This window comes from Bradyrhizobium sp. NAS96.2, assembly GCF_001908235.1.
Classification (GTDB): Bacteria; Pseudomonadota; Alphaproteobacteria; order Rhizobiales; family Xanthobacteraceae; genus Bradyrhizobium.
Map to the genome: position 1 here is coordinate 1 of NZ_LGHK01000062.1, position 24,724 is coordinate 24,724.

A 24,724-nucleotide genomic window follows, 5' to 3' on the forward strand; every position below is an offset into this window, starting at 1 on the left:
GCCTTCGTCGGCAAGGCGCGCGCGATCCTGCGGGACACCGAGCTCGCGGTGGAAGCCGCGCGCCGCGCCAGCCGCGGCCAGGAAGGCCAGCTCGCGATCGGCTTCACCTCGTCGGCCGCGTTTCATCCCTTCGTCACCGGCGTGATGCGCGAGATGCGCGAGCGCGCGCCGGCGATCAAATTGTCGCTCGAGGAGGCCTCGACCGGCGAGCTCATCGAAGCCGTCGAGGCCGACCGGCTCGATGCCGCGTTCGTGCGCTCGCCGAGCGAGCGGCTGGACAACCTCACCATCACGCATCTGCTCGACGAGGAGATGCTGGTTGCGCTGCCGGATCATCATCCGCGCGCCCGCAAGGACACGCGCCGGCGGATTTCGCTGGCCTCGCTCGCCGACGAGCCGCTGATCCTCTATCGCCGCCCGACCGGGCCGGGCCTCTACGACAGCATCATCGCCGCCTGCCGCGCCGCGGGCTTCAGCCCGAAAGTGGCGCAGGAGGCGACGCGGATGGTGTCGACGCTCAGCCTCGTCGCCGCAGGGCTCGGCATCTCGATCGTGCCGGAATCGATGGCGCGGCTGGAGACCGCCGGCGTCTCCTATCTCCGTCTCGACCGCGCCGCTGGCCTGGTCGCACCGCTCGCGCTGGCGCGCAAGAAAGGCCCCGCCGGCGGCACGCTCGGCCGCCTGCTCGGCATCGTAACGCGGCGGGTGAAGGACCGCGCAGGGGTTTGATGGAATCTTGGGCGAACAGCCCGGCCGCCGCCCGGATGGCGCGGAATGTGGCCAGTTTGGCGAACGCCTGCGTCGGTGCGCGTCTAGATAGCCTGCATCGCATCCGGTTGCCCGCGTGTCGATTGCGACAGGTCGGTTGCGTCCGGCGGCTTCCGGTTCGTCACCACAGTGAAAGGCAGTTCCAATGGCACGTTTTCCCGTCCATACGCTCGACTCCGCCCCCGAAGCCTCGAAACCCTCGCTGCGCGAGGTTGAGGCGCGGTTCGGCATGATCCCCAACCTTGCGGCGACGATGGCGACGTCGCCGGTGCTGATCCAGAGCTTCATCGGCATCTTCGACAAGGTTCACGGCGGCAGCTTCACCGAGCAACAGATCCAGACCGTGCTGCTCACCGACGCGGTGACCAATCGCTGCACCTGGGCGGTCGCCCTGCACTCCGCGCTTGGCTTGCAGGCCGGCCTTGCTGCGGCCGATGTCGACGCGATGCGCGCCGGCCGTTCGCCTGCCGACAAGCACCTCGGCGCACTCTCGACATTGGCGAGGTCGCTGATCGAAAAGCGCGGCCGGCTCGACGAAGAGGAGATCGAGCAATTCCTGGCGGCCGGGTTCTACAAGGACCTCGTGCTCGAAGTGATCACCATCGTGGCGGCGTCGACCATCACCAATTACACCGGCAGCGTGACCAATCCGCCGCTGGAAGCGGGCTTGCAGGCGCATGCCTGGAATGGCTGAGGGGCTCACGAATAGTGACTGCGAGGGCGCTGCGCTCCCTCTCCCCGTTTTCACGGGGAGAGGGTTGGGGTGAGGGGCGGTCTCCGCAAATACGGTGATAGTTGTGTTCGCGGAGACGCCCCCTCACCCGGAACGCATCTGACGATGCGTCATAGCCGAAGCTCCGCTTCGGCGTTCTTGAGAACGGCCGCCGAAGGCGGCCTGTGCCTCTCCCCGCACGCGGGGCGAGGTGAACCGAGTTCTTAGCCCGCAAACCTGGCGCGATAGTCCTGCGGTGTGGTCGACAGCAGTCGCAGGAAGCTGCGACGCATGGTCTCCTCGGAGCCGAAACCGCAGCGCTGTGAAATGCGCTTGATCGGCAGCCGTGTCTCCGAGAGCAGGTGCCGCGCGCCCTCGACCCTTAGCCGTTCGATCGCGCGGGCCGGCGTCAGCCCGGTCGCTTCGGCGTAATGCCGGCTGAAGCTGCGCTCGCTCATGCCGGCCTGCTTCGCCAGCGTCGCAAGCGAGAGGTCGTCGGCCAGATGGCCGCTGATCCAGTCATGCAGCGCGCCGAACCTGTCGTCGGTCGTTTGCAGCGACAGGACTTCGCTGAACTGCGCCTGTCCGCCGGGCCGCTTGAGGAACACCACGAGATAGCGGGCGACGGCGAGCGCCGTTGCGCGGCCGAGATCGTCCTCGACCAGCGCCAGCGCGAGATCGATGCCGGAGGTGACGCCGGCCGAGGTCCAGAACGATCCGTCGCGCACGAAGATCGGATCGGACTCGACGCGGACATCGGGAAAGCGCTCGGCGAGCTCCTGCCAGAATCCCCAATGCGTCACGGCGCGCCGGCCATCGAGGACGCCTGACGCGGCAAGCAGGAACGCGCCGGTGCAGACCGAAGCGGTGCGGCGTGCCTCTCCCGAGCGTCTGCGCACCCAGTCAACCAGGACGTCGTCGGCCGCCGCAGCGTTGACGCCGTCGCCGCCTGGAACAATCAGCGTGTCCACCGCGCTGCCGGTGGTGGGCAATGGATTGACCGCGAGCCCGATGCCGGCCGATGCCTGAACCGTGGGGCCGTCCTTGGCAACGACTCGGACTTCGTAAGGCTCCGCGTTGCCTGCCTTGGCCATCATTGCGTTGGCGGACGCGAACACCTGCAGCGGTCCGGTGACATCGAGCAACTGCACCGCCGGATAAGCCAGCACCTCGATCAGGCGGCGGTCTTTTGGCGGAGAATGTGGGGGCTTTGGCGTCATCGCCGAAACGTGCCGCGCTAGATGTGCTTTGTCCATAGCGCAAGGAAACCTCAAGGGAAGTTCGATGATTGCTCATGATGTCCACTTACGGATCGGATCGCTGCTGTTCGAAGGCGTCGACCAGATCGACTTGACCGGCCCATTCGAAGTGCTGTCGCGGATTCCGAATTCGACCTACCGCATCTACGCCAAGACCATGGAGCCGGTGCGCGACCTCAAGGGATTGCGGCTGACGCCGGATGCGACGCTGGCCGATGCGCCGCCGCTCGATGTGCTGCATGTGCCCGGCGGCTTCGGTCAGGAGGCGCTGATGGAGGACGAGGAGGTCCTGCGCTGGATCCGCGAGCAGGCGGCAGGGGCTTGCAGCCTGTTCTCGGTCTGCACTGGCGCGCTGCTGTGCGGCGCGGCCGGGCTGTTGAAGGGGCGCAGGGCGACGACGCATTGGGCGTCGTTTCATCTGCTGCCGCTGTTCGGCGCCACGCCGGTGAACGAGCGCGTGGTGATCGACGGAAGCTATATCTTCGCCGCCGGCGTCACCGCCGGCATCGATGGCGCGTTGCGGCTGGCGGCCGAACTACGCGGCGACGACGCGGCGCGGGCGATCCAGCTCTACATGGCCTATGCGCCGGAGCCGCCGTTCGACAGCGGCACGCCGGAGACCGCGCCACCCGAGATACTGCAACAGACACGGCAAGCGACGCGCGCGATCACGGCGCAGCGGGAAGAGACCGCGCGCCGCGTGGCCGCGAGGCTGGGCGTCGTCGTGCCGGAGCCCGAGCGTTCGCCGCTCAGTGTCACCTCGCCCCGCGTGCGGGGAGAGGTCGGAACGCATCGCTAGATGCGTTCCGGGTGAGGGGGAGTCACCGCGAACGCAGCTATCACCGTATCTGCGGAAAGGGCCCCTCACCCTAACCTTCTCCCCGTAAGAACGGGGAGAGGGAGTGAAGCATCGTCGTGCCGGAGACCGAGCGCGCCGTTTAATTGCCCGGCTCGAAGCTGCAGTCGGCGCCGCCGCCGGCCTTGTCCTTGATCCCCTTGGGATCGAACGTGCAGGACAGTTTCGACAGCGCCTCGTAGATCGTGCCGGCGGCGCCGTCGCCGGGCACGCCGGCGAGCGCCACGGTGGCGTAGATCGCGTTGGCGTCGCGTCCCCTGACGGTGTGGGTCCTGCTGCCGGAGGTCAGTGCGCAGGAACGCGAGGTGATGTCGACATTGCTGGCGCGGCAGACGACCTTGTCGGCGGTGACGGTGATCTTCCCGGTGACGTGGACATCGCTGTCGCCGTTGAAGAATGCGGCGACCGCCTTCTTCTCCTTGGCCGGCAGCGTCGAGTAGGGCGCCACCACGCCGGCGAGCGCCAGCGCGACCGAGCCGGACGTGGTCGCAGGCGCGGCCCATGCGGCTGACGAAGCCAGCGGCAATGAACATGCGAGGATCATCAAGCGGCCCAGTCTCATTCCCGTCTCCTATGGTGGCGCTTTCCGCGGCGCGGAATCGCTAGCACGTCTCGCAGCTTGAACAGGTGACGTCATTCACATGCCATCCCGCAACTTCGCGTGAGAGGCGGTGCGCGCTGATGGCAGGGCGGCCCCGCGTGGATCGGCTTGCGCGAACGCGCCATCGGCGTCACAGTCCGGTCTGCGGCAGCACAGCCGCCAACAACGAAGACAAGAAGATCAATCCGAGGAACGCCATGGCGGCCACGCGCATCGACTGCGACATCCATCCCGCGGTGGGGGGAACGCGCACCACGCTGCTGCCCTATCTGAGCGATCACTGGAAGGAACAGGTCGTCAGCCGCGCCATCGACGGGCTCGATCTCAATTCCTATCCGCCGTCGATGCCGCTGTCGGGCCGTGCCGACTGGCGGCCCGCCGACGGCAGCAAGCCCGGCAGCGACCTTGCCATGGTGCAGCGCGGCGCGTTCGACCAGCTCGGCGCCAGCCACGCCATCTGCAATGTCGTCTATGGCGCACAGGCGGTGTTCGATTCCTACATGGCCGCGGACTTCTGCCGGGCGATCAACGACTGGATCGCGGCCGAATGGCTCGCGAAGGACACGCGGCTGCGCGCCTCGATCGTGGTGCCGATCCAGGCGCCGGATCTCGCGGTCGAGGAGATCGAGCGCCGCGCCGGCGATAACCGCTTCGTCTCGGTGCTGGTGCCGTCGCAAAACGAGACGCTGCTCGGGCGGCGACACTACTGGCCGATCTATCAGGCCGCGGAGAAGTACAGACTGCCGATCGCGATCCATGCCGGCAGCGCCTATCGCGGCGCGCCGAGCTCGATCGGCTGGCCGTCCTATCGCTACGAATATTATCTCGCCGAAGCGCAGGCGTTCCAGGCGCAGACGCTGAGCCTGATCTATGAGGGCGTGTTCGGGAAATATCCCGGATTGACCGTGGTGCTGATGGAGTCGGGCGTCAGTTGGCTGCCGGCCTTCATGTGGCGCGCCAACAAGACCTGGCGCGGTGTGCGCGTCGAGGTGCCGTGGGTCGAGCGCGAGCCGGCCGCGATCATCCGCGAGCGTTTCCGCGTCACCATGCAGCCGTTCGACGCGCCGATGGATGCAACAAGCGTTGCCGACATCATCGACCAGATCGGCTCCGACAAGATGTTCCTGTTCGCATCCGACTATCCGCATTGGCAGTTCGACGGCGACGATCCAATCCCGCCGCATCTGCCTGATAGCCTCGTCAAGCGGATGTGCGAAGACAATCCGATTGAAACCTTCCCGCGTCTGAAGCTCGCCGCCTGACCATGACGAAGCTCGACACCACATCGACGATGCCACACCTCTCCCCGATGGGGAGAGGTCGGCGCGCAGCGCCGGGTGAGGGGGCGCAAGTCTCGCGAGGGACCGCAAGGCCCTCACCCGGATTGCATCTGGCGATGCAATCCGACCTCTCCCCGATGGGGAGAGGTGACGGCCAGACCGGCTCAATTCAATGGAGGATCGCATGAGTGACGTCATCGACCGCCCGATGCTCGACCAGGAGACGACCGCGGCGACGCGGCTCAGGATCATCGATTGCGACATCCATCCGAGCATCCACTCGCATAGCGATCTCAACGAATTCCTGCCGAAGCGCTGGCAGCAGCACCTGAAGGAATATGGCAGCCATCTGCGCACGCCTTATATCGGCACCACGCCGTATCCGCGCTCCTCGCCGCTGATCGCGCGGCGCGATGCCTGGCCGCCGACCGGCGGCGTGCCCGGCTCCGATCTCGATTTCATGCGCAAGCAGCACCTCGATCCCTTCGATGTCGAGTTCGGCATCCTGCAGGTGCTCGATCTCTTCATCTTCTCGCAGCAGAATCTGGAATTCGGCGCCGCGATCCAGCGCGCCATCAATGACTGGCAGCTGGCGTTCTGGGCGCATCGCGATCCGCGCCTGAAGGCTTCGATCCTGGTCGGGCAGGACGGCTCCGACCTCGGCCTCGCCGAGATCGAGCGCTGCGCCAGGACCGGCGAATACATCCAGATCAACGTCTCGCCGCGCGCCAACGAGCCGCTCGGCCGCCGCCGCTACTGGCCGATCTACGAACGCGCGCAGGCGCTCGATCTGCCGCTCGGCATCCATGTCGGCGGCTATGGCGGGCACGCGCCGACCGGCGGCGGCTGGCCGTCCTATTATTGCGAGGAGCATCAGTCGAACGCGCATACGGTGGCCTCGAACCTCACGAGCCTCGTGCTGGAAGGCGTTCCCGAGCGCTTCCCGAAACTGAAGATCGTGTTCATCGAGGGCGGCTTCGGCTGGATCCCCGCGACGATGTGGCGGATGGACCAGCATTTCGAGCGCTTCCGCAGCGAGGTGCCGCATCTGAAGCGCAAGCCGAGCGAATATGTGAAAGAGCATTTCTGGTTCACGACTCAGCCGATCGACGAGCCGGACGAGGCCAAGCACCTGCGTCAGCTGATCGAATGGGTCGGCATCGACCGGCTGCTGTTCTCGTCGGACTATCCGCACTGGGACTATGACGACGCGCGCTACGCCTTCAAGACGCCGCTGACGGACGCCGAGCGGCGCAAGATCTTCAACAGCAACGCCCGCGCGGTTTACAAGTTTTGACTCTTGTTTTGACGCGTTTTTTCACGCGAACCGGAAGTCCACTTCGCTTGAAAACGCTATGAGGACCCAGATGACCCGTCACATCGTTGCGCGCACCAGTGAGATTCCTGCCGGCGGCAACAAGGTGTTCGGCCTCGAGGGCCGCGACATCGTCGTGTTCCACGTCAATGGCGAGTTTTTCGCGCTGCTCAATCGCTGCCCGCACGAGGGTGCGCCGCTGGAGAAGGCGGCCTGCGTCGCGCGCCTGACCTCGCCGGAGCCCGGCGTCTATCAGCGCGACCGTGTCGGCGAGATGCTGCGCTGTCCGTGGCACGGCTGGGAATTCGACATCCGCAACGGCCAGTCCTGGTTCGACCCCAAGCGGTTCAGGATCCGCTCCTATCCGGTCGCGGTCGAAAGCGGCGCCGAATTGCAGAAGGGGCCGTATGTCGCCGAGACGTTCCCGGTGCACATCGAAGACAATTACGTGATCGTCGAGGTCTGAACGGCGCGTCCGCTTCGTTATTGCGATATTTGCAATAATGAAGTTCCGACGACGATAATTATAATAACGGCTGCAATGAGCCACCTTGAGATCGCGGTCGGGAATGGTCCCGTCCACGACATCAGGAACGGCACCATGAAGCTTTATCACTTTGCGCTCTCCGGCCACGCGCACCGCGCGCGCCTGTTCATCTCCCTGCTCGGAATTCCATACGAACTGGTCGACGTCGACCTCAGGTCCGCCGCGCAGAAGACGCCGGAGTTCCTCGCGCTCAATCCGTTCGGCCAGGTGCCGGTGCTCGACGATGACGGCACCATCATTCCCGACTCCAACGCGATCCTGGTCTACCTCGCGACCAAGCTCGGCCGCACCGACTGGCTGCCGCAGGGCGCGAAGGGCGCTGCCGCCGTGCAGCGCTGGCTGTCGGTTGCCGCCGGCGATCTCGCGTTCGGACCCGCGGCGGCGCGGCTCGTCACCGTGTTCGGCGCGAAGTTCAACCCGGAAGACGTGATCGCCCGTGCGCACGTGATGCTGAAGCGGCTCGAAGCCCATCTTGCCGATCGCGATTGGCTGGTCGGTGCGCAGCCGACGATCGCTGACGTCGCGCTCTACAGCTATCTGTCGAGCGCGCCCGAAGGCAACGTCGATCTCTCGGGCTATGCGCGTGTCAATGCGTTCCTGCGCCGGATCGAGGCGCTGCCGGGCTTCGTGCCCTTTGCCAAGACCCCGGTCGGTCTGGCCGCGGCTGCGTGATAGGCGGAACGGGCGTGCCTTTCGGGGCGCGCCCGTCCAAGCCAGGGAACGGAGGGCGACGAGATGAGCGACAGGCGAAGCAAGAGCAAGCTGCCGGCCTGGCATGCCGGCGAAAAGGCGATCCAGCAGCGGGCTGGCGTCGCCGAGAGGATGGAGGCGGTCGGTCAGCGCGCCGTGCGCGACTTCATGCCCGACCAACATCGCGACTTCTTCGCGCAGATTCCCTTCATCGTGGTCGGCAGCGTGGACCACAGCGGCGATGCATGGGCCTCCTTGCTGACCGGCCGGCCCGGCTTCATCTCATCGCCGACACCGCGCAGTCTCGAGATCGATGCGCGGCCCGACGCCGGCGATCCCGTCAGCGAGGGCATGCGCGAGGACGAGGCCATCGCATTGCTGGGCATAGAACTGCACACGCGGCGCCGCAACCGCGCCAACGGGCTGCTCCGCGCATCGTCGGGCAGGGCGCTGAGCTTCGAACTCGATCAGAGCTTTGGCAATTGCCCGCAATATATCCAGCTGCGCGATTTCGCCTTCGTGCGCGAGCCGGACGAACCGTTCAAAGATGAGATCGAGACGAGCACGACGCTCGATCAGGCCGCGCGCGAGATGATCTCGGCGGCGGATACGTTCTTCGTGGCGTCCTATGCCGAGCGCGAGGATCGCCGCCAGGTCGACGTCTCGCATCGCGGCGGCAGATCGGGCTTCGTTCGCGTCGCCGCCGACGGCACGCTGACCATCCCCGATTTCGCCGGCAATCTGTTCTTCAACACGCTCGGCAATATCCTGGTCAACGGCAAGGCCGGGCTGACGTTTGTCGATTTCGAAACCGGCGACATGCTGCAGCTCACCGGTGATGCCGAGGTGATCCTGGACTCGCCGGAGATCGCGGCGTTTCAGGGCGCCGAACGGCTGTGGAGTTTTCGTGCCCGCCGCGTGGTGCGCCGGCGCGGCGCGCTGCCGCTGCGCTGGGCGTTCCGGGCCGAGGGCTGGTCGCCGAATGCATTGATGACCGGCGACTGGGCGCAGGTCGCCGACCGGATTCGCGCGGCCGAGCTTGCGACGCGGTGGCGTCCGTTCAAGGTCACCAAGATCGTCGACGAGAGCCGGTCGATCCGCTCGTTTCATCTGCAGCCGGACGACGGGGCCGGGCGGCTGCCACACCGGGCCGGACAGCATCTGCCGATCCGCATCGCGCTCCCCGGCGCCGACAAGCCGATCATTCGCACCTACACGCTGTCGGTCGCGCCGTCGGACGGCATGTACCGCATCAGCGTGAAGCGTGGCGGCGTGGTGTCGCAGCATCTGCATGACAACATCCGTGTCGGCGACATCATCGAAGCGCGCGCGCCGGGCGGCGGCTTCACCATCGATGCACGCGAGAAGCGGCCCGCCGTGTTGCTCGCCGGCGGCGTCGGCATCACACCGCTGCTCGCGATGCTGCGTCACGTCGTCTACGAAGGGCTGCGTACCCGCGGCATCCGGCCGACCTTCCTGTTCCAGGCCGCGCATGCCAAGGCCGAGCGCGCGTTCGGCGACGAATTGCAGCAACTGGCTGCGGCCGCCGGCGGTGCCGTCCGGATCATTCGCGTGCTGAGTGACGTCGATGGCGCCGAGCAGGGCACCGACTACGACGCCGCGGGACGGATCGACACGGCGCTGCTGTCGCGGGTCCTGCCGTTCGACGACTACGATTTCTATCTGTGCGGGCCGCCGCAGTTCACCCAATCGCTCTATGACGCCCTGCGCGGCTACAACATTGCCGATAACAGGATTCACGCCGAGGCGTTCGGACCATCGTCGCTGGTGAGGACGCCAGATGTCGCCACGCCGGCGCCGCCGCGCCGGCCGCCCGCGACCACGCCGGTCCCGGTCGCCTTCACCGCATCGCTGAGGGAAGCGCGCTGGACTCCGGAGTCGGGCACGCTGCTTGACCTTGCGGAAGCGCGCGGCCTCAGTCCTGTGTTCAGTTGCCGGGAAGGCAATTGCGGAACATGCCGGACCAGATTGCTGGCAGGTGCGGTAACCTATGTGAAGGAGCCGGCCGCTGAGGTGGCCGATAACGAAGTGCTGATCTGCTGCGCGGTGCCCGCGCAGCCGGCGACCGACGGCGACGACCGGATCCAGCTCGATCTCTGATCAGCTGCGCCGTCGATGCTTCAGGCTGCGCAGCGCCTTCGTCGCTGCTCAGCCCATGCTGCCCGGCATGAAGCAGCGCGGTCTCGGGTGACCATTCAGATAATACGGCCAGACAACGGTGTGGCCGGCGCGGTTTGGCCCGGGCACGACGGCCTCATCGGGAACGTCGACCCACTCGCCCTCGAGGCGCACGCGGTAGTGGCCGTCCTTGGTGTCCCAATCGGCGTCGTCGACGCGCTTCGCGTCGGTGCCGTCGCAGCAGGGGCCCTTGCTGCTGTGCAGGCTCTCATACCAGCCGTTGAGTTCGGGATGGTCGTGATCATGGGCCCGGGCCGGACCGATCGCCGGCATCGATAGCAGGGCGATGAGTACGGTAAGCGTCACACGCCAAGACGATCTGTTCATCTGGTTCCCAGTTCCGGAAGCCCATGTCAGCCAATCCGGAAATGGTCACGGAGTTCAGTTCATCAATGGATGATGATTATCATATAAATCACATTCGTGAGAGCCACAGCGGGCGCGGGCGGAACGCAATGCTGACAAGGTCAGGCGAGCAGGCCCATTACTTGCTCGATCACGGCCTTCACCTGCTTCGAATCCGGCGTCTGGTGCGCGAGCGCCATCAGCCCCGCATGCACCACCATGATCGTGTGCGCAGTGATGTCGGGATCGAAGCCCTTCTTGAATTGCTCGCGGTCGGCACGCAGCCGCGTGCGCAACAGCTCTTCGAGTCGCCGGTTGTAGCGCTCGATGCTTTTGCGGAGCGCGGCCTGATCGAGCGAGCCATCGGTCGCCGAATTGATCGACAGGCAGCCGCGCTGTCCCTTCTCACCCGAGCAATAGGGGATGAAGCCGGTGAGCCACTGCCTGATCGCCTCGCGGGCCGGCCCCGGCTGCGCCAGCACGCGCTCGGCCCAGCCGAGGATGCCGTCGTGATAGCGGTCCAGCACGCGCAGGAACAGGGCGTGCTTGTCGCCGAAGGCCGCATAGAGGCTGGGCTTCGCGATACCGCTCGCCGCCGTGATCTCGTCGAGCGAGGTCGCCTGAAACCCCTTCTGCCAGAATACCTGGCGGGCGATTTCCAGGACGTCGTCCGGATCGAAGCTGCGCGGCCTTGCCATGGCGCTGTTTTATGTACTCCCGCGTCCGATGTGAAGCCTTTACCTTGCCGGGAAGCCATTTCCAGTCATTGACGTTGCCCTCATTCTGTACTTATAAGTACATAACGAACTCGGGAGATGATGCCATGAAGGCGGTTCAGGTTGTAGCGTTCGGACGTCCGGCGGAAGTGGCGAAGCTCAACGAGGTGCCTGACGTCGGCAGCCCGGGGCCGAACGAGGTGGTGGTCGCGGTCGAGGCCGCGCCGATCAACAACTCGGACTTCATGATCATGGCCGGTCGCTACGGCTATCTGCCGACGCCGCCGGCGACGCTCGGGATCGAGGGCGTCGGGCGGGTCATCGCCGCGGGGGCGCAGGTCAAGCACCTCAGGGAAGGTGACCGCACGCTCGTTCCGTTCATGATCCCGACCTGGACCGAACGGCTCAAGTTCACGCCGTCCTGGCAGCGTCCGTTGCCCGAGACTGCCGACATCCGGCAGCTATCCATGATCGCGGTCAATCCGGCGACCGCTTATCTGTTGCTGACTGATTTCGTCAAAATCCCGCGCGGCGGCTGGGTGATCCAGAACGGCGCCAATTCGGCGACGGCGCGCGCGGTGATCGCCATCGCCAGGTCGCTTGGGCTCAACACGGTCAACATCGTCCGCCGCGAGGAGGTGGTGGATGAGGTCAAGGCGGTCGGCGGCGATATCGTCCTGGTCGACGGGCCGGATCTCGCCAAACGCGTCGCCAAAGAGACCGGCAAGGTGCCGATCCAGTTGGCGCTCGACGTCGTCGGCGGCTCGTCGGCCTTGAACCTGATGAACTGCCTGGCGCCGAAGGGTGTCCTCGTCATTTACAGCGCGATGAGTGGACAGCCGTTCTCCGGCTCGGCCTTGAGCGTGATCTTCAACGAGGTGTCGGTGCGCGGCTTCTGGCTGGCCCATTGGAGCAAGACCGCAACCGATGACGCGCTGGCCATGATGTACGACCATCTCGTGCCGATGGTCGCCTCAGGTGCGATCAGCGCGCCGGTGGTCGGGTCCTATCGCCTGGAGGATTTCTCGCAGGCGATCGCGCAGGCGTCGGCATTCAAGGGCAAGGTCATCTTCACGCCGAGCCAGCCTGTGTAACCGGACGGCCGGTGGCGTGACACGGCGATGCCATGTCCGTCACGGGATCGCGGCAGCCTAGCTAAAGCATGATCCGGAAAAGTGCGAAGCGGTTTTCCGAAAAGATCATGCTCGAACAAGAATCTAAAGCGCGATGACGCTTCAACCTGATCTCATCGCGCTTTAGACGACGGTGGTGAGCACGAATGCGTGCCACACGCCCCAGTCGATCCCGTCGAACGCGCGCACATACATCGTCTCGCTGCCGGTGGCGGCGCCTCCACGGACCCAGACATCATCGACGGCCGCGGCGCTGACGTCGATGACGGAGGCGGCTGGCCAGTGCGAATTCTCGGAGGTCCAGAAGTAGCCGCTGTTGGCGCCGGTACCGGCATCCCAAAATTGATATTCGGTCGCGGGATTGCCGTCGGCGTCGGAATAGGACAACAGGTTACTGACCTGGCTCCACTCGTTGAGGTGCAAGGTCTGGTCGTTGATCGAAACGGCGGGGGCGTGGTTCGGCAGGGTGGTCAGGCTGAAGCCGTCCCAAGGGCTCCAGCTGGTCCCGTCGAATGCGCGAACGTACATGGCCTCCGAGCCGCCGGCAGTACCGCCTCGCACCCAAACGTCGGACAGATTGGATGCTGGAACCTCGATGACGGTGTTCGCCGCCCAGTGTGAATTCGCGGATGTCCAGAAGTAGCCGCTGTTCGGATCCGTGCCGCCGTCCAAGAATTGGTATTTGGTGATCGGATCGCCGTCTGCGTCGGATACGCTGGTCCAGTTGACGAGCTGCGCCCACTGCGCGGCGTTCAGCGTATGATCGAGGATCGCAACCGTCGGGGCCGTGTTCGTCGACGTCACGGTAAAGCCGTCCCAAGCGCCCCAGGCGGTGCCGTCGAAGGCCCGCACATACATGGTCTCGGAGCCGGTCGCCGAGCCACCCTGAATCCAGAGACTGTCCAGATCGGACGCCGAAACGTCGATGGGGGTGCTGGCCGCCCAATGCGCATTGCTAGGCGTCCAGAAGTAGGCGCTGGTCGCCGCAGTGCCGCCGTCCCAGAACTGATACTTGGTGATCGTATCACCCTCGGCATCGCTGGTGCTGAGCCAGTTCTCCGGCTTGACCCATGTATTGACGTGAACAGACTGGTCGTTGATGGTCGCGACCGGCGGCGTGTTGACCGTCGACGTCACCGTGAAACTGTCCCAATCGCCCCACGAGGTGCCGTCGAACGCCCTGACCCACATCGTCTCGGAACCGATCACCGAGCCGCCCTGGATCCAGACATTGGCGAGATCGGCGGCCGAAACCTCGATCGTCGTGTTCGCATCCCAGTGGGAATTGGTCGGCGTCCAGAAATACGCGCTGGTTGCGGCCGTGCCGCTGTCCCAGAACTGGTACTTGGTGATCGCATCGTTGTCGGCATCCGACGTCGTCAACCAGTTGCCGACGGTGACCCACTGGCCCATGTGCACGGAATGATCGCCGGTCGTGACCACGGGCGCCGAATTCGTCGTCGTCAGCGTGAATGAATCCCAGGCACCCCAATCCGATCCGTCGAACGCCCTGACCCACATGGTCTCGGAACCGGTCGTTGAACCGCCCTGGATCCAGAGGCTGGTCAGGTCAGCGGCCGAAACCTCGATCGTCGTGTTGGCGGCCCAATGCTCATTAGTGGGAATCCAGAAATACGCGCTGGTTGCGGAGCTGCCGCTATCCCAGAACTGGTATTTCGTGGCGGCATCTCCGTTGGCATCGGAGTAGCTCAACCAATTCTCGACCTTCGCCCATGTATTGACGTGCAGCGACTGGTCATTGATCGCAGCAACCGGAGGCGTGTTTGGCGTCGTCGTGAGAATGAACGACGTCCACGAGCTCCAGTCAGTCCCGTCGAAGGCGCGGACCCACATTGTTTCCGAGCCGCTGACCGAACCGGAGCTCAGCCACACATCGGAGAGATCGGACGCTGCAACGTCGATGAGGGTGTTGGCGGCCCAATGGGTATTGGTGGGCGTCCAGAAGTAGCCGCTGGTTGCGGATGTGCCGCTGTCGAAGAACTCGAAGCTTTGCGCGGGATTGCCGTCGGCGTCCGAATAAGTCAGCCAAGGCTCTATTCTTTGCCAGTGGTTGGACAACAGGCTGTGGTTACCGATCGAGACGACCGGTGGGGTATTGGCCATGGTTTGCTTCCTCGTGGGGCGCCGGTCGAAGCCGGCTAATTTCCAAGGTGCAATGCAATCAACTTCGCGAAGCGGGGTGGTGCTACTCCCGTGTGATTGGGCTGAGAGCAGCGCATTCAAAAATCGGCAATATCAAAATCAGGATCGCAGAATTCGGGCGCGTCATCTATGACGGGCGTCACGCTCGCTTGCGAAGCGGACTGCGACATAACGTCCTAGACCACGCTTTGGAATCATCTTGCGTCGAGGATCTCCGCTCATGCAACTGGCGGCCGATCATCGACCGCGAGCGGATCGCTCGCGAGACGATGATCGCGATGCGCCGCCTTGCCCGCTCGCTGAAATCGATGGCCGGAGCGGGCAAAGGTTTGATGCTCAAGCGTGCTTGCCCGCGCGCTGCGGCAGCATGAAGACGAGGGCCGCGATCGCAGCGGCGAGAGCAACGGATGCGGTGTAGCGGCTGAGCGCAAGACCTCCGTGATCCAGCGGCTTGTCGAGGAAATCGCCGACGGTGGCACCGAGCGGCCGGGTCAGGACGAACGCGATCCAGAACAGCACCGTGTGCGACACCCGGGTCCAGAGATAGGCCGCGGCGACGATGGCGATGCCGGCGGCGAACACAATGGCGCCGCCGCCATAGCCGAGACCGGTGGAGTCGGCCATCCAGTCGCCGAGCGCGGTGCCGAGCGTCTGCGAGAACAGGATCGTGATCCAGTAGAAGGTTTCGGCCGCCTTGTTGTCGATCGACGCGATCGAAACCGTTCCCATGGTGCGATACCATGCAGCGAGGGATACAACGAGCAGTGCGGCGAGCAGCGATGAGCCGCCGAGATATCCGATCCCCAGCGAGCGGTCGACGAAATCGGCAAAGGTCGTGCCGACCGTCGTGGTCGCGATGATCACCGTCCAGTAGAGCAGTGGGTGAAAGCGCTTTGCCGCCATCTGTGCTGAAACGGCAGCAACGAAGATGACCGCGAAGATCGCGGTGCCGACGAGATAGCCGAGGTTCATCGACATCGTGACGGCGTCGCCGCCGGTCTCGCCGAGCGTCGTGGCGAGAATCTTGATGATCCAGAAGCCGAGCGTGACGGCGGGAACCTTGCCCGCGCGGTCCTCGGTGGCGTTGTCGAGCAGCATATCCATGGGTGGTCACTCCAAGATTCGTCACTTCAAGAGACATCGCCGGCGGTCGATACCGCCGGCGGGTGGTCGAATGATGGACGGAGGGATCAGGCCTTCATCGAGTCCATGATCGACAGCAGTTCGGCGAGCGCCTTCTTGCATTTGGCGGCGTCCGGATTGGTCTCACGCACCGCCTCGAGCGCACGATCGATCGCCTTGTCGACCGTGTGCCAGTCCGCGGCCGCGCGCGGCTTCAAGCCCGCTTCCGCTTCGTCCCATTTGGTCTCGAGATCCTTGATCCGCGTCTTGGCGCCGGTCAGGTCGTTCTTGTCGACCATTTCAGCGACATCGGCGGCGATGCCGCGGAACGGCGTCAGGTCGCCGAGCTTTGAGGCGGCCGCTTGTGCGCGCGGCAGCAGCGTCAGGCCTCCGCTCGCATGTGGAAATGGTGAAGTGACCACGAGAGCGTGGATTGCGGCAAGTGCGAGTACCGTTCTGTTCATTGTGGTTCTCCTGTTGGGGTTGCTTCGGCCGGCGGCGCGCGGCGAATTCATGCGCCGGGCGATGCTTCGGGGTTTTGTTCGCTGCCGCCTTCGAACGACAGCCAGCCGACCGACGCGATGATCACCGCGAGGAAAGCGAGGCTGGTGTAGATCGTGCCGAAGCCGAGGCCGCCATAGTCGCGGGATTGCGACAGCATGTCGCCGAACGAGGCGCCGAGCGGCCGGGTCAGGATGTAGGCAATCCAGAAGGTAAGGACCTCGTTGGCGCCGAGCGCGTAGGCTGCGGCGACGCCTGCGATCAGCGCCACGAACACCAGGACGCCGACGTTGAAGCCGAGGCCCAGCGCTTCGGTGGCAAGATCGCCCGCCGCCGTGCCGAGCGCGAAGGTGAAGAGGATCGCGGCCCAGTAGAACAATTCGCGCCGCGTGGTCACGATGCTGTGGATCGACAGCGTCCGCTCGAGCGCGAACCAGATTGCGAAGGTCGCGGCCAGGGCTATCGCAAAGACGGCCGTGCTGACGTAGAGGCTGATCTCGAGCTTGTCGGTCAGCACATCGGTGATCTGCGTGCCGACGATGCTGACGAGCACGACCGTCAGCCAATAGATCCACGGCACGTAACGGTCCCTCCGCAGCTGGATAGACAGCACGGCCGCAAGCAGGGCGGCCATGATCAGGCCGGTCACACTTGTTCCAAGGCCGACATGGACGGCGAGATAATCGGCGCCGGTCTCGCCGACCGTGGTCGACATGATCTTGATCAGCCAGAAGACGAGGGTGACTTCGGGCACCTTGTTCAGCATGCTGCGGCCGATGCGTCGGGTAACCTGCACGGTGGTGAACTCCGCTGTGAGATCGCCGGCGGTTCCGCCGGGTTCGACACGGAGCGTGCCCTGCGAGACTTAGCTCCGGCTTAGCCGGGCCGAGTGGCTGCCACGCAGGCGTCGAATGCCCTAAGTTCCGGCTAAGTCGAAGCTGATATGATCGCGTGGGTGTCGCGGATGAGCGATACGACGCAGTTTCGCCGGGTGCCCCCGGTGCGGATCGGGATGGATTGCCAGGCGATGCGCGTGCTCTTGGTCGAGGATGACAGGATGATCGGCGCCGCCGTCGTCGAGGCGCTGCGGGATGCCGCCTATGCCGTCGACTGGGTGCGCGATGGCGATCTCGCCATCGAGGCCAGCCGCAGCGAGACCTATGATATCGCGCTGCTCGATCTCGGACTGCCATTGACCGATGGTCTCGACGTCCTCAAGGCGATCCGCGCCGGCTCCATGCGCCTTCCCGTCATCATTCTCACCGCGCGCGACGCGCTGAACGATCGCATCCAGGGGCTCGATCTCGGCGCCGACGACTATCTGGTCAAGCCGTTCGAGATCGCGGAATTGCTGGCGCGCATGCGCGCGGTGCTGCGGCGCGAGGGCAGCGGGGCGCCGCCGGTGCTGACCAACGGCGAGCTTCACCTCGACCCGGCAACGCGGGAAGCGGCTTTCGGCGGCGAAAAAGCCGTGCTCAGCGCGCGCGAGTTCGCCCTGCTTCAAGCGCTGCTGAATCGCCCGGGAGCGATCCTGTCCCGCGCCGAGCTCGAGCGCCAGATCTATGGCTGGAGCGAGGAGGTCGAGAGCAACGCAGTCGAATTCCTGATCCACGCGGTGCGCAGAAAGCTCGGCGCGTCAGCGATCAGGAACGTGCGCGGCGTCGGATGGATGGTGGATCGTTCGAGATGATGGGATCGCTGCGCGGGCGCCTGTTCGTCGGACTCACGGCGATTATTCTGCTGACGGGCGCCGTCGGCGGAATCCTGGCATATCGATGGGCCTACAGCGAAGCGATCGAGATGCAGGACTCCGTCCTGATCCAGATCGGCAGCTTTGCGCTGAGCGCCACGATCCGGCAGAGCCGCCCGGTTACCGGTGTCGATGCCGAAGCCGAGGTCGCCGTCGTCGAACTGGGCGAGGCGCCGCGCGGCACTACTGATGATCGCCGGCTGTGGGGCCTGAAGGATGGACTGCACAATGACGTCTATCACGGCCAGCCGGTCCGCGTGCTGCTTCGGACGCGGCCGGACGGCAGCCGCTTCGCGGTGACGCAGCAGACCGAGATCCGCACCGAGATCGCGGGCGACATGGCCGTGCGCACGCTGTTGCCGATCGCCGCGCTGGTGCCGTGCCTGCTGCTGATGACCGCATTCGTGATCGCCCGATCGTTCCGGCCGATGCTGCGCCTCGCTGGCGATCTCGACGCGAGCAGGGTGGACGACATCGGCACGCTGCCGGCCACCGGCGCGCCAAGCGAGCTGCAGCCGTTCCTTGGCTCGATCAATGGGCTGCTCCGGCGGACGCGCGTCATGATGGATCAGCAACGGCGCTTCATCGCCGACGCGGCCCATGAACTTCGAACGCCGGTCACCGCGCTCAGCCTGCAGGCGGAAAATCTCGCCTCGCTCGACATGCCCGCGGAGACACGCGACCGGCTCGATGCGTTGAAGAGCGGCATGCGGCGCACCAAGCATCTGCTCGAGCAACTTCTGGCGCTGGCGCGTCAAGACGCAGCGCCGTCCACCGTGAGCGCCGCGGTGGAATTGGACAGGATCGCAAAGGGTGTCGTCGCCGATCTGCTGCCGGAGGCGGCGGCGCGCAACATCGATCTCGGTTTCACGACCGTTGAGACGGTCGCCGTGAACGGTGATCCGATGTCCTTGATCTCCGCGGTAAGGAACTTGGTCGAGAACGCGATCAAGTTCACGCCCAATGGCGGGGCTGTCGATCTCAGCGTCCATCGCGAGGACGCAATGGCGGTCATCCAGATCGAGGACACCGGGCCGGGGATTCCGCCGCAGGATCTGGCGCGGACCGGCGAGCCGTTCTTTCGCGGCGGCCAGCCGAGCGGAGAAGGGGCAGGGCTCGGGCTCTCGATCGTGAAGCGAATTGTCGATCGTGCGACGGGTTCGATCCTGTTCGAGAATGTGACCGGCGCCGCACGCTCCGGCCTGCGTGTGACGGTCAAGCTGCCAGCAATCGATCCGTAAGGCCGGGCGGCCGGCAAAACGCGCCTCGGGTGCGTGGCATCACTGCCATTGTGTCTTGAGAGCCGCGCCGCTTGTCGCTACCAGTGCAATCCGAAAGCGATGCCCGGGCGCATTGGCGGTAAAGGACGTTTCTCATGGCAAACACCACGGCGGAGCTCGAAGCGCTCCTGATGCAGCGGTCGCTGACCGATCCGCAGCTCTTGGCGACGGCGGAGGCCGCATCGGACTTCCGCATTCTGCCGGATGCCACTGTCATCAAGATCGGCGGCCAGAGCGTCATCGATCGCGGCCGTGCCGCGGTCTATCCGCTGGTCGACGAGATCGTCGCCGCCCGCAAGGCGCACAAGCTGCTGATCGGGACCGGCGCCGGCACCCGCGCCCGGCATCTCTACTCGATCGCGGCCGGGCTTCGGCTGCCGGCCGGCGTGCTGTCGCAGCTCGGCGCTTCGGTGGCCGATCAGAATGCCGTGATGCTGGGCCAGCTGCTGGCCAAGCACGGTATCTCCGCGGTCAGCGGTGCCGGGCTTTCGGCCGTGCCGCTTTATCTCGCCGAGGTGAACGCGGTGATCTTCAGCGGCATGCCGCCTTACGGCCTGTGGATGCGGCCCGCGGCCGAGGGCATGATCCCGCCCTATCGTACCGATGCCGGATGCTTCCTGGTCGCTGAGCAGTTCGGCTGCAAGTCGATGATCTATGTGAAGGACGAGAACGGCCTCTACACCGCGAACCCGAAGACCTCGAAGGGCGCGACCTTCATCCCGAAGATCTCGGTCGCCGAGATGAAGGCAAAGGGATTGCAGGATTCGATCCTCGAATTCCCGGTGCTCGATCTGGTCGCCACCGCGCGCCATGTGCGCGAGGTGCAGGTCGTCAATGGCCTCGTCCCCGGCAATCTCACCCGCGCACTCGCGGGCGAGCATGTCGGCACCATCATCACCGCGAACTGAGCAGAGACACGACCATGGATGACACCATCAAGCACGTCGCTTCGCCGCTCGCGCGCCAGACCTTGCTCGACAGCGATCTCACCCGTCCCGTCGCCGGCGGCCGTCCGATTCCCCTGCTGCCGTGGCTGCAGGTGATCAAGATCGGTGGTCGCTCGATCATGGATCGTGGCCATGAAGCGATCCTGCCGATCGTTGGTGAGCTGCGCGCGCTGTTGCCCGAGCACCGCATGCTGATCCTGACCGGCGCCGGCATCCGCGCCCGCCATCTCTACAGCGTCGGCCTCGATCTCGGACTGCCGGTCGGCTCGCTGCAGCCGCTCGCGGCGAGCGAGGCCGGGCAGAACGGTCATATCCTCGGCTGCCTGCTCGCGCCGGAGGGCGTGTCCTATATCGAGCACCCGACCATCGCGAGCCAGCTCGCGATCCACCTCTCCGCATCGCGCGCGGTGGTGGGCAGCGCGTTCCCGCCGTATCACCATCACGAGTTTCCGAATTCGCGCATCCCGTTGCATCGCGCCGACACCGGCGCGTTCCTGCTCGCCGATGCGCTCGGCGCGGCGGGGCTGACGATCGTGGAGGACGTCGACGGCGTCTACACCGACGATCCCAATGGTCCCGACGGTAAGAAGGCGCAGTTGCTGCGCGAGACGAGCTTCGCCGACCTTGCCAAGCTGAAGGGTACGCTGCCGTTCGATCCCGCGCTGCTCGAGGTGATGGCCAATGCGCGGCATATCGAACGGGTGCAGGTCGTGAACGGCCTGGTTCCCGGCCGGCTCACCGCGGCGCTGCGCGGCCAGCATGTCGGCTCGATCATCCGCACCGGCGCGCGGCCGGCCTGATCGGAATGCAACGGTCGCGCGCTGGGTTCGCCCGGCGCGCGATTACTTGATCGTGGCGTGCACAGTGATGACCGAGGTGCCGGAGGCCTTCGGCCCCTTGCCCGTCGCCTTGATGGCAAAGCTGTCGCTGCCCTTGTACTTGGCCTTTGCCCTGTACTCGAAGGTCGATGGGTTGATCTTCTTCAATTTGCCATAGGCCGGTTTCTGCGAGATCGACGAATCCGTCACCGTGCCGCGGATTCCGATCGGGATCTGGCAGCTTTCGCCGGAGGCGATGTCGATATCGCCGGTCGAGTTCTCGCCCCAGTCCGCCAATGTCACCGACATCGAGCATTCCGGCACAGCCTGCGCCGACAACGCCGGCGTGACACCTGATGCTGCAAGGATGAGCGCCAGGGCGGCTATTCCTGACGACCGCGTCGTGACGATACTCATTTTCATGCAAGGCTCACTGCTGAAGATTTTCGGACAGGAATCCTGCAACGCCGGAGCAGGGGTGGCAAGGACTTCGGCTCATCAGTGTGACACGTATTGAAATGGGTGGGCGCTTGTTGTGTCGCTGAAGCGCCCCCATCATCATCGCAGCCCGATCTGATCGGGACACATTCGTTCGCATGACAAGGAAGGGTTCCCATGGCTGAAGGCAACCAGGCAAACGGCCCGCAGGCCGGCTTTGCCGGCGTCACGCGCAAGACGCTGGAGCGGCTTGCACTGCCCGGCGATGATCGCGAGCTCGTCGTTGCCGAGGTGACTTATCCGCCCGGCGGGGTGGCGCCGCTTCACAAGCATCCGGTCGGCGGCGTGATCTTCATCGTCGAAGGCACGGCCGAGTCCGCCTATGGCGACGAAGCGCCGCGACAATACCGGGCCGGCGAGACCTTGCAGGATCGCCCTGACGTTCCGCACACGCTGTTTCGCAATTGCGACCCGGACCGGCCGCTGCGCTTCCTGACCATCTACGCACTCGAACCCGGGCGCGCCTACACGATGGAGCCGTGAGGCTCGGGCGTTTCCGTGGGCCCGTTCAGGTCATCGCGAGCTTGATCTCGGGTGGCTCGCGCTTGCTTGGTTTCTGCCAGTCGGTCATCCACATCATGTAGGGATGCCCGAGGAAAAATACTGCAGCTCTCTCAAGCCTTCGGGGTTACGCTGGCCACTGGTGGCGGAACGGGAACGGCCAGAAGGAAGCAAACCGATTCCACCAGGAGCTCATGTGCACGGTCGACGATGTCGTCCAACGATCTCGTCTTCGCGAACATGGCCTGGGCTTCAGCCAACAACTGCTCGCGCGTTGGCATGCTGGGCAGATGCAAGTCGGCACGATGCTGCAACAGATAGAGCGCGTCCCGCACCGACATCCCGGTTTCATGGACTGACGATTTGATTGCCTGTGCAATGTATTCGGGATTGAAACGGCCGGCGAGCTGCTCAGCCGTTCGCTTGATCACACGCGATCCCAGGCGTTGCTCGTTGCGGAGAACCTGCGCGGGCGGCGCCTTGAGCTCCCAGACGATACCGAGCCAGGACAGGGCCACCAGAACATAATAGGTCGCATCAATCTCCCACCAGCGGAAGCCTTGCCGCGCGCTGCTCTGGTAGGCGTGGTGATTGTTGTGCCAACCCTCACCCATCGTAACCAGCGCCAGCAGCCAATTGTTGCGGGAGTCATCGCCCGTCACATATCGCTTGCGTCCGTGAACATGAGCGAGGGAGTTGATGCAAAACGTTGCGTGATACAGCAGCACGGTGCTCCAGAAGAAACCGGCCAGCAGCCCCGGCCATCCGGCAACGAGAAAGCACAGAACTGCGACCACGACCGCCGGCAAAACCTCAAATTTGTGCAGCCACATCAACTCTGGATACGAGGCAAAGTCCGAAACTTTCGTCAGATCGGTTGCATCGTGCTGTCGATAGAAGATCCAGCCGAGATGACTGTACACGAGGCCCTTGTGCTGCGGTGAATGCACATCCTGCTCGGTATCCGAATGAAGATGGTGATGTCGGTGTTTCGCAGCCCACCAAAGGACGCTTTTCTGGGCGCTGCTTTGGGCAAGGAATGCAAGGACGAACTGAAACGCCCGGCTCGTCGAGTAAGCGCGATGCGAGAAGTACCGATGATACCCGGCCGTGATCGCAAACATGCGCAGCCAATACAGAGCGACGCAAATTGCGATCGCCGGCCATGAAACGCCCGACCAGATCGCCGCCAGACACCCCACGTGGACCAGCAGGAACGGGAGCACCTGCGGGTACATGATGTCGTCGTGTTGCGGCTCTAGATCGATATTGGTGGACACGCTCGTGACCTCGATTTCTGCAATGTGCTGGACCTCTCGCCGGCGGACGGTTCAAGTCTCGGTCTCGGCGGCCATTGCGCATGGTGTGACAAAGAGAACCCCGCGCCGGTCGACCAGTCGCGGGGTCGCGAAATCTGAAACTCTGCTAGTACATCCGTGGCCAAAGCGATATGGCGCAGATGACCGCAGCGCGAAGATTTTCCGCAGCGGATTTGCCAGTCCGGCGGTCTGCAAGTCGTCTACCTGACCACACATCGGGCACATTGGGCGGTTACGGGCGCGTTCGCTAGTCCTTCTTCGCCGTCAGCCCGTCGACCATTGCGCGCGTCAATGTCGCGATCTCGCTGCGCAGTTGGCCGATCGGCACGGCGATCAGTTTGTGCTCCAGTCCGAGCGCGACCATGCCGTGCACGGCGGAGAACAGGCTGCGCGCGGTGACGCCGAGCTGCGCCGGCGAACGCTGCGGAAACAGCGCGGCGAGCGGCTTGTAGATGTGGCGGAACAATTCCATCTGCTCGGTGATCGCCCATTCCGGCACCGGCTTGCCGGGCTGCATGCGATGCTCGAACAGGGCGCGCCACGGTTCGAGATTCTCGGCGGCGAAGTCGCAATAGGCGACCGCGATGCGCACCAGCATCTCGCGCGGCGCCGCCGAGCCGCCGATCTCAGCCAGCGACAGCGACGCATCCAGCCGGGCCAGCGTGCGTGAGCCGACCCGCAGGATCAGCTCGTCGACATCCTCGACCAGATTGTAGACGCCGCCATTGGCGACACCGATTTCCTGGGCCAGTTCGCGGGTTTTGAGGCCACCGAGACCTTTCGCCGCAATTGCCCGTTCCGCCGCCTCGATCAGCGCTTCGCGCAGTTTTGCCCGTCGTTCCAATGCCTTGGACATGTTTCACCCATCGTTAACCACAAGCGTGAACGTCGCTCAAATAATTCTTGAGCAATGCTCATTATGTGGTACAAGAGATTCATGAGCGATGCTCATAACAGGGAGCGATCAAATGTTCAAAACTGTTTTGACAATTTTCCGCGGCGGCGTGGCGGCAGCGGAGGAGGAACTGCAAGACCGGACCGCGCTGGTCGTGCTCGACCAGCAGATGCGGGACGCGGCCGCCGCGGTCGACCGCTCGAAGCGGACGCTGGCGCTCGCGATCGCCGGCGACGCGCAGGAGGGCCGGCGGCTCGAGGCCACCAACGCCCGGATCGCCGATCTCGAGGTGCGCGCATCGGCGGCGCTCGAGGGCGGCCGGGAGGACCTCGCCCGCGAAGCCGCGCAGGCGATCGCCAACCTCGAAGCCGAACGCGATGCCGCGATGACCGCGCGCACGCTGTTCGCCACCGAGATCACCCGGCTGAAGCGCCACGTCGCCAACGCCGAAGCGCGCATTGCCGAGCTCGATCGCGGCCGCCGCCTCGCCCGTGCCTCGGAGGCGGTGC

Annotated in this window: 26 protein-coding genes; 15 read left to right on the forward strand and 11 right to left on the reverse strand. The window is 64.9% G+C overall.

Annotation, left to right across the window (positions count from 1 at the left end):
• A partial coding sequence (locus AC628_RS14820; RefSeq protein WP_074127536.1) for a LysR substrate-binding domain-containing protein occupies nt 1-729 on the forward strand: 729 nt, incomplete at its 5' end.
• A 184-nt stretch (nt 730-913) separates the two neighbouring features.
• Nucleotides 914-1,462 carry a carboxymuconolactone decarboxylase family protein gene (locus tag AC628_RS14825; protein ID WP_074127537.1) on the forward strand — a complete coding sequence of 183 codons (549 nt, stop codon included), beginning with the start codon at nt 914-916 and terminating at the stop codon, nt 1,460-1,462.
• 242 nt (nt 1,463-1,704) lie between these two features.
• On the opposite strand, the gene AC628_RS14830 is transcribed toward AC628_RS14825, so the two are convergent.
• Entirely contained in the window at nt 1,705-2,700 is a 996-nt protein-coding gene (locus AC628_RS14830) for a GlxA family transcriptional regulator (RefSeq protein ID WP_074127551.1), read from the reverse strand.
• A 64-nt stretch (nt 2,701-2,764) separates the two neighbouring features.
• Here AC628_RS14830 and AC628_RS14835 point away from each other — a divergent pair, with 64 nt between their 5' ends.
• Nucleotides 2,765-3,538 (forward strand): DJ-1/PfpI family protein, encoded by a 774-nt coding sequence (locus AC628_RS14835; protein WP_245321176.1) that lies wholly within the window; start codon nt 2,765-2,767, stop codon nt 3,536-3,538.
• A 139-nt stretch (nt 3,539-3,677) separates the two neighbouring features.
• Here AC628_RS14835 and AC628_RS14840 read toward each other — a convergent pair whose 3' ends face one another.
• Complete coding sequence (locus tag AC628_RS14840; RefSeq protein ID WP_074127538.1) at nt 3,678-4,157, reverse strand: hypothetical protein; 480 nt, start codon at nt 4,155-4,157, stop codon at nt 3,678-3,680.
• 236 nt (nt 4,158-4,393) lie between these two features.
• On the opposite strand from AC628_RS14840, the gene AC628_RS14845 reads away from it, so the two are divergent.
• The 5 genes from AC628_RS14845 (at nt 4,394) to AC628_RS14865 (ending at nt 10,149) form a co-directional block, all read left to right on the forward strand.
• Entirely contained in the window at nt 4,394-5,458 is a 1,065-nt protein-coding gene (locus tag AC628_RS14845) for an amidohydrolase family protein (RefSeq protein ID WP_074127552.1), read from the forward strand.
• A 202-nt stretch (nt 5,459-5,660) separates the two neighbouring features.
• A complete protein-coding gene (locus tag AC628_RS14850) occupies nt 5,661-6,773 on the forward strand; it encodes an amidohydrolase family protein (RefSeq protein ID WP_083632915.1) in 1,113 nt (370 codons plus the stop codon).
• A gap of 70 nt (nt 6,774-6,843) precedes the next feature.
• On the forward strand, nt 6,844-7,257 hold the full coding sequence (locus AC628_RS14855) for a Rieske (2Fe-2S) protein (protein WP_074127539.1): 414 nt from the start codon (nt 6,844-6,846) through the stop codon (nt 7,255-7,257).
• A gap of 135 nt (nt 7,258-7,392) precedes the next feature.
• Nucleotides 7,393-8,010 (forward strand): glutathione S-transferase family protein, encoded by a 618-nt coding sequence (locus AC628_RS14860; protein WP_074127554.1) that lies wholly within the window; start codon nt 7,393-7,395, stop codon nt 8,008-8,010.
• A gap of 63 nt (nt 8,011-8,073) precedes the next feature.
• Entirely contained in the window at nt 8,074-10,149 is a 2,076-nt protein-coding gene (locus AC628_RS14865) for a 2Fe-2S iron-sulfur cluster-binding protein (protein ID WP_074127540.1), read from the forward strand.
• 48 nt (nt 10,150-10,197) lie between these two features.
• On the opposite strand, the gene AC628_RS14870 is transcribed toward AC628_RS14865, so the two are convergent.
• Together AC628_RS14870 and AC628_RS14875 are read right to left on the reverse strand one after the other, a co-directional pair.
• Nucleotides 10,198-10,500 carry a hypothetical protein gene (locus AC628_RS14870; protein WP_143201607.1) on the reverse strand — a complete coding sequence of 101 codons (303 nt, stop codon included), beginning with the start codon at nt 10,498-10,500 and terminating at the stop codon, nt 10,198-10,200.
• A 194-nt stretch (nt 10,501-10,694) separates the two neighbouring features.
• Nucleotides 10,695-11,270, reverse strand: a complete 576-nt coding sequence (locus AC628_RS14875; protein WP_074127542.1) for a TetR/AcrR family transcriptional regulator — start codon at nt 11,268-11,270, stop codon at nt 10,695-10,697.
• A gap of 125 nt (nt 11,271-11,395) precedes the next feature.
• Between AC628_RS14875 and AC628_RS14880 the strand changes: the two genes are divergently transcribed.
• Nucleotides 11,396-12,382, forward strand: coding sequence for an MDR family NADPH-dependent oxidoreductase (locus AC628_RS14880; RefSeq protein ID WP_074127543.1), 987 nt, complete (start codon nt 11,396-11,398; stop codon nt 12,380-12,382).
• Between the two features lie 162 nt (nt 12,383-12,544).
• On the opposite strand, the gene AC628_RS14885 is transcribed toward AC628_RS14880, so the two are convergent.
• The 4 genes from AC628_RS14885 to AC628_RS14905 form a co-directional block, all read right to left on the reverse strand.
• The gene (locus AC628_RS14885) at nt 12,545-14,665 is read right to left on the reverse strand and encodes a hypothetical protein (RefSeq protein WP_245321177.1); all 2,121 of its coding nucleotides are present in this window, start codon (nt 14,663-14,665) and stop codon (nt 12,545-12,547) included.
• Between the two features lie 255 nt (nt 14,666-14,920).
• Nucleotides 14,921-15,688: a COG4705 family protein gene (locus tag AC628_RS14895; RefSeq protein WP_245321178.1), complete on the reverse strand. Its 768-nt coding sequence runs from the start codon at nt 15,686-15,688 to the stop codon at nt 14,921-14,923.
• A gap of 86 nt (nt 15,689-15,774) precedes the next feature.
• Nucleotides 15,775-16,170 carry a hypothetical protein gene (locus AC628_RS14900; protein ID WP_074127557.1) on the reverse strand — a complete coding sequence of 132 codons (396 nt, stop codon included), beginning with the start codon at nt 16,168-16,170 and terminating at the stop codon, nt 15,775-15,777.
• 47 nt (nt 16,171-16,217) lie between these two features.
• Nucleotides 16,218-16,973 (reverse strand): COG4705 family protein, encoded by a 756-nt coding sequence (locus tag AC628_RS14905; RefSeq protein WP_074127558.1) that lies wholly within the window; start codon nt 16,971-16,973, stop codon nt 16,218-16,220.
• A 261-nt stretch (nt 16,974-17,234) separates the two neighbouring features.
• Between AC628_RS14905 and AC628_RS14910 the strand changes: the two genes are divergently transcribed.
• The 4 genes from AC628_RS14910 to AC628_RS14925 all read left to right on the forward strand — a co-directional run bounded on the left by AC628_RS14910 (nt 17,235) and on the right by AC628_RS14925 (nt 20,984).
• Nucleotides 17,235-17,897: a response regulator transcription factor gene (locus AC628_RS14910; RefSeq protein WP_074127559.1), complete on the forward strand. Its 663-nt coding sequence runs from the start codon at nt 17,235-17,237 to the stop codon at nt 17,895-17,897.
• The gene (locus AC628_RS14915) at nt 17,894-19,198 is read left to right on the forward strand and encodes an ATP-binding protein (RefSeq protein ID WP_168193378.1); all 1,305 of its coding nucleotides are present in this window, start codon (nt 17,894-17,896) and stop codon (nt 19,196-19,198) included. The genes AC628_RS14910 and AC628_RS14915 overlap by 4 nt, the downstream gene beginning before the upstream one ends.
• A 134-nt stretch (nt 19,199-19,332) precedes the next feature.
• A complete protein-coding gene (locus tag AC628_RS14920; RefSeq protein ID WP_074127546.1) occupies nt 19,333-20,145 on the forward strand; it encodes an amino acid kinase family protein in 813 nt (270 codons plus the stop codon).
• Between the two features lie 14 nt (nt 20,146-20,159).
• Nucleotides 20,160-20,984 carry an amino acid kinase family protein gene (locus AC628_RS14925; protein ID WP_074127547.1) on the forward strand — a complete coding sequence of 275 codons (825 nt, stop codon included), beginning with the start codon at nt 20,160-20,162 and terminating at the stop codon, nt 20,982-20,984.
• Nucleotides 20,985-21,026: 42 nt separating this feature from the next.
• Here AC628_RS14925 and AC628_RS14930 read toward each other — a convergent pair whose 3' ends face one another.
• Entirely contained in the window at nt 21,027-21,425 is a 399-nt protein-coding gene (locus AC628_RS14930) for a hypothetical protein (RefSeq protein ID WP_245321179.1), read from the reverse strand.
• A 192-nt stretch (nt 21,426-21,617) separates the two neighbouring features.
• Between AC628_RS14930 and AC628_RS14935 the strand changes: the two genes are divergently transcribed.
• A complete protein-coding gene (locus AC628_RS14935) occupies nt 21,618-21,983 on the forward strand; it encodes a cupin domain-containing protein (RefSeq protein ID WP_074127548.1) in 366 nt (121 codons plus the stop codon).
• Between the two features lie 131 nt (nt 21,984-22,114).
• Here AC628_RS14935 and AC628_RS14940 read toward each other — a convergent pair whose 3' ends face one another.
• Together AC628_RS14940 and AC628_RS14945 are read right to left on the reverse strand one after the other, a co-directional pair.
• Nucleotides 22,115-23,239: an acyl-CoA desaturase gene (locus AC628_RS14940; RefSeq protein ID WP_143201608.1), complete on the reverse strand. Its 1,125-nt coding sequence runs from the start codon at nt 23,237-23,239 to the stop codon at nt 22,115-22,117.
• A 328-nt stretch (nt 23,240-23,567) separates the two neighbouring features.
• Nucleotides 23,568-24,176 carry a TetR/AcrR family transcriptional regulator gene (locus AC628_RS14945; protein ID WP_074127550.1) on the reverse strand — a complete coding sequence of 203 codons (609 nt, stop codon included), beginning with the start codon at nt 24,174-24,176 and terminating at the stop codon, nt 23,568-23,570.
• Between the two features lie 112 nt (nt 24,177-24,288).
• Here AC628_RS14945 and AC628_RS14950 point away from each other — a divergent pair.
• Nucleotides 24,289-24,724, forward strand: a 436-nt coding sequence (locus AC628_RS14950; protein WP_210190206.1) for a PspA/IM30 family protein, incomplete at its 3' end; no start/stop codon positions are given.

Bases quoted from the DNA above. Each gene is read 5' to 3' on its own strand.
- AC628_RS14840 (WP_074127538.1), bottom strand. From the start codon at position 4,157: ATGAGACTGGGCCGCTTGATGATCCTCGCATGTTCATTGCCGCTGGCT.
- AC628_RS14880 (WP_074127543.1), top strand. From the start codon at position 11,396: ATGAAGGCGGTTCAGGTTGTAGCGTTCGGACGTCCGGCGGAAGTGGCG.
- AC628_RS14855 (WP_074127539.1), top strand. From the start codon at position 6,844: ATGACCCGTCACATCGTTGCGCGCACCAGTGAGATTCCTGCCGGCGGC.
- AC628_RS14845 (WP_074127552.1), top strand. From the start codon at position 4,394: ATGGCGGCCACGCGCATCGACTGCGACATCCATCCCGCGGTGGGGGGA.
- AC628_RS14860 (WP_074127554.1), top strand. From the start codon at position 7,393: ATGAAGCTTTATCACTTTGCGCTCTCCGGCCACGCGCACCGCGCGCGC.
- AC628_RS14895 (WP_245321178.1), bottom strand. From the start codon at position 15,688: ATGGATATGCTGCTCGACAACGCCACCGAGGACCGCGCGGGCAAGGTT.
- AC628_RS14920 (WP_074127546.1), top strand. From the start codon at position 19,333: ATGGCAAACACCACGGCGGAGCTCGAAGCGCTCCTGATGCAGCGGTCG.
- AC628_RS14865 (WP_074127540.1), top strand. From the start codon at position 8,074: ATGAGCGACAGGCGAAGCAAGAGCAAGCTGCCGGCCTGGCATGCCGGC.
- AC628_RS14925 (WP_074127547.1), top strand. From the start codon at position 20,160: ATGGATGACACCATCAAGCACGTCGCTTCGCCGCTCGCGCGCCAGACC.
- AC628_RS14830 (WP_074127551.1), bottom strand. From the start codon at position 2,700: ATGACGCCAAAGCCCCCACATTCTCCGCCAAAAGACCGCCGCCTGATC.
- AC628_RS14905 (WP_074127558.1), bottom strand. From the start codon at position 16,973: ATGCTGAACAAGGTGCCCGAAGTCACCCTCGTCTTCTGGCTGATCAAG.
- AC628_RS14915 (WP_168193378.1), top strand. From the start codon at position 17,894: ATGATGGGATCGCTGCGCGGGCGCCTGTTCGTCGGACTCACGGCGATT.
- AC628_RS14900 (WP_074127557.1), bottom strand. From the start codon at position 16,170: ATGAACAGAACGGTACTCGCACTTGCCGCAATCCACGCTCTCGTGGTC.
- AC628_RS14835 (WP_245321176.1), top strand. From the start codon at position 2,765: ATGATTGCTCATGATGTCCACTTACGGATCGGATCGCTGCTGTTCGAA.
- AC628_RS14850 (WP_083632915.1), top strand. From the start codon at position 5,661: ATGAGTGACGTCATCGACCGCCCGATGCTCGACCAGGAGACGACCGCG.
- AC628_RS14930 (WP_245321179.1), bottom strand. From the start codon at position 21,425: ATGAAAATGAGTATCGTCACGACGCGGTCGTCAGGAATAGCCGCCCTG.
- AC628_RS14945 (WP_074127550.1), bottom strand. From the start codon at position 24,176: ATGTCCAAGGCATTGGAACGACGGGCAAAACTGCGCGAAGCGCTGATC.
- AC628_RS14935 (WP_074127548.1), top strand. From the start codon at position 21,618: ATGGCTGAAGGCAACCAGGCAAACGGCCCGCAGGCCGGCTTTGCCGGC.
- AC628_RS14870 (WP_143201607.1), bottom strand. From the start codon at position 10,500: ATGCCGGCGATCGGTCCGGCCCGGGCCCATGATCACGACCATCCCGAA.
- AC628_RS14940 (WP_143201608.1), bottom strand. From the start codon at position 23,239: ATGTACCCGCAGGTGCTCCCGTTCCTGCTGGTCCACGTGGGGTGTCTG.
- AC628_RS14910 (WP_074127559.1), top strand. From the start codon at position 17,235: ATGCGCGTGCTCTTGGTCGAGGATGACAGGATGATCGGCGCCGCCGTC.
- AC628_RS14825 (WP_074127537.1), top strand. From the start codon at position 914: ATGGCACGTTTTCCCGTCCATACGCTCGACTCCGCCCCCGAAGCCTCG.
- AC628_RS14875 (WP_074127542.1), bottom strand. From the start codon at position 11,270: ATGGCAAGGCCGCGCAGCTTCGATCCGGACGACGTCCTGGAAATCGCC.